A 13,229-nucleotide genomic window follows, 5' to 3' on the forward strand; every position below is an offset into this window, starting at 1 on the left:
ATTTATCTGTTTTACGCTTGTTAAACTTGGTCACACTACTCTTATAGGGACTTCTATTTGAAGCTTAACTTACAGTTTCAACTCAACAATCTACTAGGTAGTACATTTTAGTTTTATTGGAATTACTAAAATACAAAAAAAGACTGTTAGCAAAATTGCTAACAGTCTTTCATCTCATAAGTGAGAATTATAATTTAACTACGTTTTCAGCTTGAGCGCCACGGTTACCTTGAGTGATCTCAAAGCTTACTTTTTGGCCTTCTTCAAGAGATTTGAAACCTTCGCCTTGGATAGCTGAGAAATGTACGAATACATCGTCTCCACCTTCAACTGCGATGAATCCAAAACCTTTTTCTGCGTTAAACCATTTTACTGTACCTGTGTTCATAATGCGAACCTCCATATATCCTGTTTTTTTTACACTTAATGAGTATTGTTAAGAAAAAATACACACATTATAACAGGATGAAAATTCGTCCCTTTTAACACATGAATTGAATTAACCAATTCTTATTAAGTATGTAGTTATTGTACCACAGATTTTACTGAAAAACAAATTGTGTTCTAATTTTTAAAAAATAAAGTCCTTTATTCTAATATAGTACTTTATAAAACCCTTTATTTAGAAGGTTCTGCAGCCAATATTAATCCAATTGGTAAGTTTTTCTTCATAATACTATTGAAGTATGAATGTGGTACAGGTTTATTTCCTACGTATGGAGAGATTTCAATTGTAAATCCTGGGCGTTTTTTTACTGCAACGTACCAATCTTTATAACCGCCTCCCCCACCTTTAGCAGGTGCAACTAGACTATAACCTGTTTGTTTTGAAAGTTTAGTAGCGATCGCTTTATCTCTCGTAAACTGACTACCTTTTTGATTATAGTGCCAAAAAATAATATTGCCAGAAGAATGATATGCGACTGTATTTTTAAAGTTATGTTTATTCGTAAAATCATATAAAGCCTTCACTTCTGGTTCACTTAAAGGTTTACTACCTTTATGGTTATCCGGTCCAGGTTTAGGTTTATTTCCACTAATTTTACTCCAATTTGCTGGATATTGACGATTTAGGTCAACGCCTCGAATATTTGCTTTCCAAGCCTTAAAGTTCTTGCTTCCATTATTTAATTTAATGACTTGGCTCGGGTTTTTAGCACTATTTGCACCTTCTTGTACTAACATAACCCCGTCAGGGTTCACCATTGGTACAAAGTAAATAGATGTTCTTGTTAATAGTTTTTTTACATCATAGCCATTTATTTTTGTATTTTTTTCATAAGCATTCGCATATTGATCAAGCATTTCCATTAACACATTGGTTGTCATATGCTCACGGGCATGGTGAGAAGCATTTAAACTAATCTCTTCTTTACCCGTTCCAAGTTTAATCGAATAAAGATTTCGTCCATCAACAGATTTGCCAATGATTTCTACCTTTGTAAATGAAGGATACCATGCATTTAATTCTTGTAAATCGGCAATCATTTCATTATAGCTATAGTCACCTGATGGATTTACATAATTATTGGTCTTAAGAGAAATATTGGTTTTCGTAATGAATCCAGTATTCCCGCCAACTTTTACTACATAAAAAGAATCATATTCTCCTTTAATGTCTATCCTTTGACTGGCCGGAATCTCCGCAATGATGTTTGATTTATTTACTGCATTTACAATTTTTGTAGCTCGTTTCGTCATTCCAACCTTTATTTTAACTGCTTTAATTGAAATAGTTGGCACAGGTATTTTTCCACCTGGTACTGGAACTGTATTATTTTTTTCTATATAAGCAGTTGTATTTAAGTATTGAATAATAAGGTATTGATCTTTTTCACCTATTTTTTCAAATAAAGTATTACTCTTTACAATCCCTTTATTTACTAACTTACCATTTTCATTTAGTAATAGATTTGTATTTGCCATGACTTTAAAAACTTTTTCAGTTGGATTGATCTCCCATAATGTAGCATCACGAACTTTACTTTTTAGAACAGAACCTAAAGTTTCGTTGTATTGTACAAAAAATACTTCAGTATCTTCTTTTTCAACCTTTAATAATTGATTAGCTGGAATTTGTACAGTTGATATCTCTCCAGTTTCTACATTTTGTACTGTTAGTTCAGCTACTTCTAATGTAACCACCCATTTTTCTGGAACCACTTGATCAGTGGAAGCTTCCGCAAAAACATCCTTAACCATGTTAAATGTTAAGAAAAAAACAATAAAACTTATAAATAACTTTTTCAAAACGTTTCACCTCTCTAGTTAGTAAATTACAATGTTGTCTATTAAAAACGAAAAGCCCCCTGCATAGGGAGCTTATTTATATGTCTATTATTCTTTTACTTTATGATTCTTTTTGCTCCAGCATATTTAGGTCCCCAATAACCTCCACTTAGAGAGTCAATTTTGATTCCTTTACTACTTGAAGCACTGATGAATTTATTATTTCCAACATAAATTCCAGCATGTGAAATACCAGATTTGTATGTATTGCTGAAAAACACTAGATCACCTGGCTCTAAATCATCTTTAGATACAGATTTACCAACATCGTATTGATCAGAAGAAGAACGTGGTAAACTAATTCCCGCTGCTTCCTTGTATACATAACGAGTAAATCCTGAGCAGTCAAATCCATTTGGAGTTGTGCCTCCATAAACATAATCTACACCTATATGTTGTTTTGCTTCATTTACGATATCATTACCATCCATAGTTGCGGCTGATGTTTTACTTAGAGGTTGTCCAACTAGGAATAGGAAAATTACTGAAAGTAGTATAAAACCTTTTTTCATTCTTTTCACTCCTAGACATGTATGTTTCTACTTTATATACCAATTTATCTGATAATTCGATAATATCATGTTTTTTTCTCCCTTATGTTACAGATATATTACAAGTTGTTTACTATTTATTTAAATACACCAGTAATTTACAAAAAAAGCAGCATCAATAGTCAATATTCTATTGAATCCTACTTTTTTCACTTAAATTAACTCATTTATTTCTGTTTTCATCATAAGTAATGCGTGAACTGATACTTTTTCCTTTTCAACTATGTGAAACGTATCTGTTTAGGGTATAATTACCAATAAGAATGTTACGAGTTAGGAGGCAGAGAATGCTTCAACGTGATTTAAATAAAGATGTGATTTATGAACTCTCATACTCCCTTTTTTCTAAGCTTTCTCCACAAAATATGAGAGATGCGGAGCTTGTTGAAAGTGGCTTACAGCTTTATCGACAAGGACAAGTTTATAATGTTTCAGTTAGAGACGGTAGAATTGTCGGAGTGGTAGAAGAAGCAGATCAAATTCATTTACCAATATTACATATAAATAATCATGATCAAAATGGATGTGATTGTTACGAAGCACCTCCATGCCAACATCAGATTGCGCTTTTATGCTATGCAGCAGCATCATTTTCTTTGGTCGGAGACATCATGAGGAAATTTAAGCAGTCGAGTTTGAAAAGTATCCCAAATATTATGACTGGCCGACAATTGCTTGATCAGATGAATATCATTCAAGAAGATAAACCAAAGGAAACTGTAGAATTATTTGAACAGAAATATAAGGAGTATATAGAACAACAAAGAACATCATTTTACCAAGATGTTTATTTTGTTTACCCTTTATACGAACGTTTTTATCATGGATTGTTAAATCAACAGCCTCGACAAGAAAAGGAAAAACTACAGTACCAGCTTCTAGCAGCCATATTCACGATGAATAAAATGGTGAATCAAATTGAAATTCAAAGTACGGTCTATGATAATGCCCAATTACCAAGAGAAATGACAATGCTAGAAAATCAAATAGAGGCCGTAAGTAGACAGTTGCATAATATTACTGGTGGTTCTGTTTCACATCAATATGAGGATGTGCTTAGACAACAGCTAAAAGCTTTACTATTTGATCGAAAGCTTTGTTTAATACCGAGATATAATTCATTTCGTCATGTATATAAGGAGTTATTGAATAATCAGAAGAAATTACACCAAGATTTAGAAGAATTATCGAAGCTCCCAGAGGATTACTATGTTGACTTAGGTATGGCTCAGTTTCACTTTTTATTAAAAAATGATGATGACATGCTAGCCATTTTGAAAAAATATAGTCAGAATGAACGTACTATATATAGCTTTACATATTGGATTGAAAACTTACGGAAAAATAATGAAACTGAACGTCTTTCAAAATTTTTACCTTTATATTACGAAATGCTACTACACTATCTCCAACATGGAAATGATGAATATGCAAAGAGCACTTTTGCAAAACATTTTCTATCACATTATGAATACAATAGCTTCTATACAAATCAAACGGCTGGCTTAGAAGTCGTTTACCAAGCGCTTCTTCCTTATAGTGAGATGCAGTATACAGATTATTTAATGCATAATCAGGAGTATAAGCGTTGGACTGAATTACAAATGTATTTATATTCGTATCAACCTGAACAAATAGATAAACATGATTTACAGGAAGCACATAAGCATGACCCACAATCTGTTCTTCCAATTTATCATCATATGGTTCTATATTACATTGAGCTAAAGGGTCGTTCTAATTATAAATTAGCAGTTCGATATTTAAAGAAACTGAAAACTAATTACAAGAAATTAAAGCGTATCGATGAATGGAATGATTATATTCATTATATTGAATCTCAATTTATTCGTTTACGTGCACTTCAAGAGGAATTAAGGAAAGGAAAATTAGTCAATGAAGCGACTAGCAAATCTTAGTGTTGCGGTAAAATGGGTAGAGAATAAAGGACTACTCATTTATGGGATGCAAAGTCACGGTGGCATTTTACCGGTAAGCGTATGGAAGCATCTATTGTTTCAGTGGCATGTACCTTCATACTATGGGACTTTACTACAATCAAGTCGAGTTGGACAGATTGAGGGAATTCTATTAACTCCTATTGAAGCACTGACTTTTTTCAAAGAACATCATGAGAATTCTTTAGTAGAAGTAACTTATCTTGATGAAGCAAAGGAATTTCATCAAATTATTTCGCATCTTTATCCTTCATTTCATGAAGGGCAGGTTTCCCCAAGTTTTGCTCATTATCAAGCTGGAAATGAATTATGGAGAATCGATGGTACAGAGCTTTTGGAGCCTACTGTACAGGAATTAGTATCTGCAGCAATTAAGCAACAGTTTGAGATTGGTTCAATTCACTCAAAAAAATGGGAGATTGCAAGAGGTCTATATCATAATCCTACTTACTTAAAACAACAGCTCACTCATAGTATCGATGAGGATGACTGGCATGTGAAAATCGGACTTAGAGATGATGATGTTCCATTCTCTATTCGCTTAGTACTTGAAGAACCGATGAGTGAACATGATGATTGGCATTTACGTACATATTTAATAGATGAGCGAAAAGCAATCAAACCATATGAATATAGTGGACATCCATCCCTCCATAGTAAGCATGCATCATATGCAGAATATTTAGATCGCACGTTTCAGGGTGTTGGATTACTTGTTCCTACTTTAATTGAAGACAATCAACCGAGAAGTATTCTTTCGGAGCAAAATGCTTGGACATTTTTGACAGAAGATAGTGAAAAGGTACTCTCTGCAAATATCCAAGTACTGTTGCCGAGTTGGTGGCAGGCTTTAAAGCAAAACAAAATGACGCTAAAAGCAAGCGTAAAAGGCAAGCCTACAGGAAATTCATTCTTCAATATGGAAACACTGGTTGATTTTAATTGGCGAATCTCTACAAATGGAATGGAGCTTTCTGAACAGCAGTTCCAGCAATTTGTTGAAAACCAACGAAGATTAATTCAATTTAATGGACAATGGATAGCACTCGACCCAGCCTTTATTGCACGAATGAAGAAAATGATGGAAAAAGCAGAAAAGCAGGGCTTACGATTCCATGAAGTACTGCAACACGAATTACTTCAAGGTTCTGAAAAAGTTGAGGATGACAATTCACCGTTTGCTGAAGTTGAAATTGAAGTTGATGATGTTTTCCGCGAATTAACTAAACGTCTTACATCTATTAATGATGTTCCAGATTTAGAAAAACCAGCTGGACTACAAGCAACTTTACGAGCATATCAGCAAAAAGGATTTGAATGGCTCATTCATTTAAAAAACATGGGATTCGGCGCATTACTTGCAGATGACATGGGGCTTGGGAAAACCATTCAATCGATTGCATATTTAGCATATAGAAAAGAGCACGAGGAACAACGAGGTGCCTCTTTAATCGTTTGCCCTACATCTGTGATCAATAACTGGAAACGGGAAATCGAAACTTTTTATCCTGGTTTAACGATTCATGTTCATTACGGTGGAAATCGACTAAAAGGTTCTGACCTTCTTTCAATTGTCAGAGATGTTGATATAATCATTACTTCTTATGCTTTAAGTGTGCTGGATTACGAAGACCTTAAGCAATATGCATGGAAAAGTATCATTTTAGATGAGGCTCAAAATATAAAAAATCCATCGACGAAACAATCTCGAGCAGTTCGTGGATTAAAAGCCGAGCATCGTATTGCATTAACTGGTACGCCAATGGAAAATCGCTTAACAGAGCTATGGACAATCTTTGATTTTATTAATAGAGGTTATTTAGGTACTTTAAATCGATTTGTTGGAAATTATGTCAATCCAATTGAAAAAGATCGAGATGAGGAAAAAATTAGTGCAGTTCATCGACTAATCGCACCTTTCTTACTCCGACGAACAAAACAGGATGAGGATGTAGCCTTAAATTTACCACCAAAGCAAGAGCAAAAAATGCTATGTCCATTGTCTGTTGAACAAGCAGCTTTATATGAACAAGTCGTTCAGGATAGTTTAAAGCAAATTGATACTTTAAGTGGGATTGAAAGACGCGGTCGTATTTTGTGGATGTTAAATAAACTGAAACAAATTTGTGATCATCCTTCATTGTTTTTGAAAGAATCACAACTTGTCGAATTTGAAGATCGTTCAAGCAAGGTTGAACGACTATTTGAATTAATTGATCCGATTTTAGAACAAAATGAAAGCTGTCTAATCTTTACTCAATATGTCAGAATGGGTGATATGTTAAAAGAAGCTATTCAATCAAAATTTGGAGAAGAAGTACTTTTCTTAAATGGAAGTGTACCGAAAACTGCTCGTGACCAAATGATTAATCGTTTTCAAAATGGTGAAGTAAAGATATTTATCCTTTCACTAAAAGCAGGTGGAACTGGATTAAATTTAACAGCTGCAAACCATGTAATGCACTTTGACCGTTGGTGGAATCCAGCAGTTGAAAATCAAGCGACAGACCGGGCTTACCGAATCGGACAAACAAAGTTCGTACAGGTCCATAAGTTCGTAACGATTGGTACACTAGAAGAAAAAATTGATGAAATGCTACAACGCAAACAATCATTAAATGATACGATTATAACTAGCGAACAATGGATTACTGAACTATCAATGGATGAGTTAGCAGATCTATTGGGTGTTTAATAAGTTAAAATAAAAAGGAATGACATTTTGGGGGCTGTCGACATGAGGCTCCCTTTTTTATTGTTTTAAATAGAGGATTGCGTTGATTTCCACTCCTGGCTGCTCGCTTTCCGTGGGGCGTGAGCTGAGCCTCCTCGGCCCGCCTGCGGGGTCTCAGCTTTCCCGCTTTTCCCACAGGAGTCGAGCTGCCTTCCGTTGCAATCTCGTTCTTTATTTTCAATGCACTCTAAAATATATTTAAAACAATAAATTTAAAGAAGTGATAATCTTGAATAGTCTAAATCTACAATTTATATCCTATTTGGTACCTTTTTAGTTGTATTTAACTTAAGAAAAGAGAACCAATCTTTAATAACAACAATAATGCTTTATTTGCTAAAACAATGGCGAAATGGCATGTAAATCTAACTGCTTTTAGAAAACTAGAAATCATACATTGTATTTATTTATTTATTGTTTTATTCATATATACTCATAATTAATATTATGGTAGGAGAATAGCTGGTTCGAGAGTAATTGGAATGGAAGGTGCGAAGACTCCTATGGGAGATGCGGGAAACTTGAGACCCCGGAGGCTCGCCGAGGAGGCTCAAGTCACGCTCCATGGAAAGCGAAGTACCTGGAATGGAAATCTACATTCTTTTTTAACAGAGCTTAATAATAAACAAAATAAAAAACAGACCTCTATACAGGTCTGTTTTCTAGTTATTATACCGATTGCATTTCTTGAAGGCGTTCGATATGATATTTAGCTTCTAATTTACAAGAGTAAGATGGGTCTTCCACTTTTAGCTCTTTTACTAGTTGCTCGATTTGTTGAATTTGATCTTCTGTAGGATCATCATTCAAAATTTTTGTAATATCTGCGTTCATTTTTGTAGCTAATTCTTGGTGAAACTGTTCACTATTCAAGATTGAATCTTCAACAGTTGATTGCCATGAAGCGTATTGCTCATTGTAACTTTTCCACTCAGCTAAGAAATCATCCCAGCTATACGCTTCTAAATCCCACTCTAAGTTCCTCATATATAATTCAAAAGCAGTTTTGATAGAGTTGGTAATGCTAACTTTCGTACCACGTGGTAAATCTTTGAGCATGATGTACATACCCCCGTTTTAAAATTTTTGTAAATTCTCTAAGGTGTATTTTTTGATAACATTGTTATAATACCATAAAAAGACGAATTACAACAAAATAATTTAAATTATTCTACAATTTACACGTGGTATGGCAAAATCAAGAACCGTTTTTTTGAAATAATTGGTAAGGTAAGAAATATCTTGTTATTTTAATGCAAATGTTAATTCAACTTCACATGCAACTTGACCGTCAACTGTTGCTACGCCTTTACCTTTACCAATCGGTCCGCGCATTTTCACAAGTTCAACTTCAAGTCTAAGTGTGTCACCTGGTACTACTTGCTTTTTAAATCGACAATTATCGATACCAGCAAATAATGCAAGTCTGCCTTTATTTTGCTCTAAGCTTAGTGCAGCAACTGCCCCAACTTGTGCAAGAGCTTCAACTATTAATACTCCTGGCATTACAGGAAATTCTGGAAAATGACCATTAAAAAATTCTTCATTTGCCGTTACATTTTTTAAACCAATTGCACGCTTTCCTTCTTCAAGCTCTACAATTCGATCAACTAATAAAAATGGATAACGATGTGGAATAATCTCTTTAATTGCTTGGATATCTAACATTTTATTACTCCTCCTAGATTCATTTGACTGATTCGTACAAAAAAGAAGCAAGTCTTAAGACCAGCTTCTATTTTTTATAAGTAATATACTATCTTATTTTATTATTTAACGCAATCCATTAATTAAACCGCTCATTTCATCAGCCATTGTAATTGCACGAGAGCTGAATTGATAAGCTTTTTGGGTAATAGTTAAGTCTGTCATTGATGTCGCTAAATCGACATTTGATTGCTCTAGCACGCCACCCATCGTACTTACTTGATTTGCGTTAATCGGACGAACTGTTTGTCCCGCTGTTGCTGCTTGCGAAATTCGAAACAAATTACTGCCTGCACTTTCAAAGTTTTGGGGCTTCAAAACATTTACTACGGCAAGTTGATAATTCGTTCTTGTTCCATTTTGATTTGTTACTGTCAGACCACCAGTTTCATTAAAAGAAAAGTCCTTAGCGTTACCGTCCACAATAATCGGACCATTCGTACCTAATACTGGGTGTCCTTCACTCGTAGAAAGCTGTAATTTAGAACCATCACCGTTTATTGGTAATAGTTGAAAAGATCCGTCTCTTGTATATCTAGTTTCCGTTCGACCATTTTCAGTCACATTCACTTGGAAAAATTGATTTTTTTGAACTAAAGCTACATCAAGCTTTCGTTCCGTACGTTGAATTGCACCAGCGTCCAATTGTAGTGCTGTATGAGCAAGTTTTGCACCTACTCCATAACGAACTCCAAAAGGCGTGTTTCGACCCAACTCTTGATCATAACGCGTTTGATTATCATACTGTTGAGTAAGCATTTCACTAAAGTTAGTATCACGACGTTTATACCCTACTGTGTTTACATTGGCAATATTATTACTAATTACATCTAATTGGTTCTGTAATTGTCCCATTGTATTAGATGCGATTGTTAGCATGCGATTCATAGAATTTCCCTCCTCAATTTATTTTTGGCTGTTTTCATAACATTGTTTTTATATTACTTATTCTTAATAATCAGTCTAATTTTGTTACAGATCAATCCTAAACCATTCAATGAACATTCTTAATTAACCTGTGTTTATCTTAAGCTTCCAATATCATTAGCAGCTTTTTCCATGCTTCGATCATATGCTTGTAGAACCTTTTGGTTTGCTTCGAAGCTACGATATGCTGACATAAGTTCAGTGTATGTCTGTGTAACATCAACATTTGAACGTTCAATAAATCCTTGGTTAACAGAAAAAGCAATTCGATTATTCCCAGAAGCTGTCGGAAGTGCTTGTCCACTTGTCGTTTTGAATAGACCTTCCCCTTCTTTCACTAATGTGTTTGGGTTATCAGAAAATGCGACTTTTAATTTACCTGCGTTACGTCCATTATCAATAATCGTTCCATCTTCAAGCATTTTAAAATCAGAAGATTGAACTTGAATACGTTGATTATTTTCGCCTAAAACATAAAAGCCATTATTCGTTGTTAAATAACCTTGTTGATCTAGGGTAAAATTACCGTTTCTAGTATAGCGAACAGTCCCATCTGGATTTTGAAGCTCAAAAAATAAGGCTCCTTTTGTTTTAGCAGCCGTATTAAATGGAATAACACGCTCTTGAATCGCTATATCTGTGGATTTATTTGTTTGTTGAAGATCACCTTGTGTAAACTTTGGTAGTGTTTCTTGCATGTATACCCCAGTATTCAATCCACCTAAGGTTGGACCATTTTGACTAATATTTTTACCTGGAATATCTTCTGTGTTCATTCTTTTCATTAGTAATTCTGGAAAAGAACGCAAAGAAGCTTGTTCTCCTTTATAACCAGGCGTATTAGCATTTGCTATATTGTTGGTCAAGTATTCTGTTACTCTTTGCTGTGTGATCATACCTGATGCCGCTGCATAAAAACCTCTTAGCATTAAGCTACCCCTCTCTATCTATTTAGCTTCAATATTAGAAACTAAATGACATTCCACAATAATTGATAACATATAAATCTTTCTATTCGTACGAATCTATTTTCACTTTAAATATTGCATTTTTTAATCGAACATTGAGTCATTGTATATAAGATACGCAAAATTTGATAAATTTCATCAACTCTATTATATACCTTCTCGAAACTATTTGAATGGTCCAAATAGCTTATGTCGAAAAATGTTTTCTGTTGTAAAATAGTAGCTTTGTATCAAAAATCACTGATAGTAATATTTGGTTATTAATATGAAAAAAGACATACAAAAAACAGACTGGTTTTTTGGCTTGAAACTACTTCAGTTCTATAAAGGTAAATATTTAACTATAAAAAATAGCCTGTAACTAACTTTTAGTTACAGGCTATTACTATATTGATTATTGTGAAACTGACCTTTCAGTTTCTACAGCTGCATTACTCATATCAGTTTTCATATACTTAGGTAACACAACGAAATAATACACACCAACTATTGATAAACTTAATCCGACAATTGCATGTAACCATTCAATCTTTAAAATAGCTGGATAGAATAGCGCGATTAAGCCTAATGTAATACTTTGAGATAATAGTATAATCGGTTGAATCCAACCTTGAACTCTTCCCATCATCCGCTTTTCAACAATTTTAGGGAACCAACCTCCAATTCCAATATTTACGATTGGTAATATTAGTCCAATAATGAATTGCCATAGAATGTAAGCAAGTGGTGACGTTGAGAATCCTCCTGCAATGACACATAGTCCAGATATAATAAGTCCGATGATGATCATATTTTGAAGTTGCATCTTCTTAGCTAACATTGATCCGACAATGCTTCCAAGCAAGACTCCTGTACCAAATGCAACTCCAATATAGATTAGTAATTCTTCATAGTTATCAGGAGCTAGTTTGTATTTTAAGATGAATGAAGGCATAACTGAAAATCCTCCATTAATGACACCGAATAAGAAAAATCCTGATAAAAGAGACCTTAGTAATGAGTGATTTAAAATGTATACAATTCCTTCTTTAAAATCCTTTAGGACTAATGTAAACTTCAAATCTTTTAAAGTATGGTGACCATTAGGATTTGTAATTTCTTTCGAGAGTTTGGCCACTTGGATAAGCAGCCCAGAAAGGATAAATGATATCGTATCAATGATAATAGCAGCTTCTACTCCCATTTTCCAAAATACAATTGTTCCTATCGCTCCACCAAATAGCATAAATAAACTACTAACTAATTGATTTAAACCTGCCGAGGTTGCATATTGATCCTCCGTTAAAATCCCTTGTAATAGAGAAGACTGCGCAGGTTGAAAAAATTTCGATACACCACTTCTTAAAAAGAGAATACAGAATGATAGAAATATCCAATCTTGCATGATTGTAATTAACAATACTACTGATAAAAAAGCACTTATATAATCACAGTACATAGCAATTTTCTTACGATTTAACCGATCTGCAAATACACCTACTAAGAAAAATAAAAAAAGCATCGGTAAAGTATACATCAATTCGGTTATCGTCGCATATGAAGGTTGATTAGAAAATTTTCTTAATAAATAAAGCATAAATGCTGTCATACCTACTACGGATCCTAGCTGAGAAGTGAAATTTGCTAAAAATAACCATAAGAAATTACGGTTTTTAAAAATTTGTAACAACTTAAGTCCCCCTTTTTACGCCCTTATTAATTATATACTAAATTTTCAGAATAAAAAGCGCGATTATTGTCGGACTTTCTTTAACTTTTCGCATAATCTTTTCCATAATCAACCAAAATAATAAATGTCATACAATTGCATCGTGTTGACAAGGAGTTGATAAATTGAAGATATTTTTCATTTTTTTATGTTTATTCGTATTAACAATGGGTTTACTGGCAGGTATTGATTTAATTCAGGGCACAAGTTTTTCTGAAATGTGGAGCTATATCCTAATTAGTAAAACGGAGTTGGTTGGTGAGGATTATGTGGTGATCTTTTTATTTACTGTTCCGTTTGCAGTCGCAAATGCATTACTTAAATATTTGAATAAGAAAAAAATGAAAAACCGAGCAAAAAACCCACAAAATTCAACAAGTTAAAAAA

General features: G+C 33.8%; 11 protein-coding genes. 3 read left to right on the top strand and 8 right to left on the bottom strand.

Annotated elements, in window-relative coordinates:
* Nucleotides 1-187: 187 nt before the first annotated feature.
* From CAB05_RS15290 to CAB05_RS15300, 3 genes are all read right to left on the bottom strand, one after another.
* Nucleotides 188-388, bottom strand: a complete 201-nt coding sequence (locus tag CAB05_RS15290) for a cold-shock protein (RefSeq protein WP_056469390.1) — start codon at nucleotides 386-388, stop codon at nucleotides 188-190.
* A gap of 230 nt (nucleotides 389-618) precedes the next feature.
* Complete coding sequence (locus CAB05_RS15295; RefSeq protein ID WP_088001310.1) at nucleotides 619-2,250, bottom strand: M14 family metallopeptidase; 1,632 nt, start codon at nucleotides 2,248-2,250, stop codon at nucleotides 619-621.
* Between the two features lie 95 nt (nucleotides 2,251-2,345).
* Nucleotides 2,346-2,801, bottom strand: coding sequence for a C40 family peptidase (locus tag CAB05_RS15300; protein WP_088001312.1), 456 nt, complete (start codon nucleotides 2,799-2,801; stop codon nucleotides 2,346-2,348).
* 326 nt (nucleotides 2,802-3,127) lie between these two features.
* Between CAB05_RS15300 and CAB05_RS15305 the strand changes: the two genes are divergently transcribed.
* Both CAB05_RS15305 and CAB05_RS15310 read left to right on the top strand, forming a co-directional pair.
* Nucleotides 3,128-4,759 carry a hypothetical protein gene (locus tag CAB05_RS15305; protein WP_088001314.1) on the top strand — a complete coding sequence of 544 codons (1,632 nt, stop codon included), beginning with the start codon at nucleotides 3,128-3,130 and terminating at the stop codon, nucleotides 4,757-4,759.
* Nucleotides 4,737-7,493: a DEAD/DEAH box helicase gene (locus CAB05_RS15310; protein ID WP_088001316.1), complete on the top strand. Its 2,757-nt coding sequence runs from the start codon at nucleotides 4,737-4,739 to the stop codon at nucleotides 7,491-7,493. Before CAB05_RS15305 ends, CAB05_RS15310 begins: the two co-directional genes overlap by 23 nt.
* A gap of 708 nt (nucleotides 7,494-8,201) precedes the next feature.
* On the opposite strand, the gene CAB05_RS15320 is transcribed toward CAB05_RS15310, so the two are convergent.
* From CAB05_RS15320 to CAB05_RS15340, 5 genes are all read right to left on the bottom strand, one after another.
* Nucleotides 8,202-8,591 carry a hypothetical protein gene (locus tag CAB05_RS15320; protein ID WP_088001320.1) on the bottom strand — a complete coding sequence of 130 codons (390 nt, stop codon included), beginning with the start codon at nucleotides 8,589-8,591 and terminating at the stop codon, nucleotides 8,202-8,204.
* Between the two features lie 186 nt (nucleotides 8,592-8,777).
* Entirely contained in the window at nucleotides 8,778-9,200 is a 423-nt protein-coding gene (gene fabZ / locus CAB05_RS15325) for a 3-hydroxyacyl-ACP dehydratase FabZ (protein ID WP_088001322.1), read from the bottom strand.
* A gap of 105 nt (nucleotides 9,201-9,305) precedes the next feature.
* Nucleotides 9,306-10,127: a flagellar hook-basal body protein gene (locus tag CAB05_RS15330; protein ID WP_088001324.1), complete on the bottom strand. Its 822-nt coding sequence runs from the start codon at nucleotides 10,125-10,127 to the stop codon at nucleotides 9,306-9,308.
* Between the two features lie 134 nt (nucleotides 10,128-10,261).
* Nucleotides 10,262-11,095 (bottom strand): flagellar hook-basal body protein, encoded by an 834-nt coding sequence (locus CAB05_RS15335; protein WP_088001326.1) that lies wholly within the window; start codon nucleotides 11,093-11,095, stop codon nucleotides 10,262-10,264.
* Between the two features lie 433 nt (nucleotides 11,096-11,528).
* Nucleotides 11,529-12,803, bottom strand: a complete 1,275-nt coding sequence (locus CAB05_RS15340) for an MFS transporter (protein WP_088001328.1) — start codon at nucleotides 12,801-12,803, stop codon at nucleotides 11,529-11,531.
* Between the two features lie 164 nt (nucleotides 12,804-12,967).
* Between CAB05_RS15340 and CAB05_RS15345 the strand changes: the two genes are divergently transcribed.
* A complete protein-coding gene (locus CAB05_RS15345; protein WP_088001330.1) occupies nucleotides 12,968-13,225 on the top strand; it encodes a YczF family membrane protein in 258 nt (85 codons plus the stop codon).
* Nucleotides 13,226-13,229 lie beyond the last annotated feature (4 nt).

The sequence above is a fragment of the Gottfriedia solisilvae genome (assembly GCF_002128405.1).
GTDB classification, from domain to species: domain Bacteria; phylum Bacillota; class Bacilli; order Bacillales; family Bacillaceae_G; genus Gottfriedia; species Gottfriedia solisilvae.

Coding starts and splice junctions, on each gene's coding strand:
- CAB05_RS15320 (WP_088001320.1), bottom strand. CDS start 8,591: ATGCTCAAAGATTTACCACGTGGTACGAAAGTTAGCATTACCAACTCT.
- CAB05_RS15310 (WP_088001316.1), top strand. CDS start 4,737: ATGAAGCGACTAGCAAATCTTAGTGTTGCGGTAAAATGGGTAGAGAAT.
- CAB05_RS15330 (WP_088001324.1), bottom strand. CDS start 10,127: ATGAATCGCATGCTAACAATCGCATCTAATACAATGGGACAATTACAG.
- CAB05_RS15305 (WP_088001314.1), top strand. CDS start 3,128: ATGCTTCAACGTGATTTAAATAAAGATGTGATTTATGAACTCTCATAC.
- CAB05_RS15300 (WP_088001312.1), bottom strand. CDS start 2,801: ATGAAAAAAGGTTTTATACTACTTTCAGTAATTTTCCTATTCCTAGTT.
- fabZ (WP_088001322.1), bottom strand. CDS start 9,200: ATGTTAGATATCCAAGCAATTAAAGAGATTATTCCACATCGTTATCCA.
- CAB05_RS15290 (WP_056469390.1), bottom strand. CDS start 388: ATGAACACAGGTACAGTAAAATGGTTTAACGCAGAAAAAGGTTTTGGA.
- CAB05_RS15335 (WP_088001326.1), bottom strand. CDS start 11,095: ATGCTAAGAGGTTTTTATGCAGCGGCATCAGGTATGATCACACAGCAA.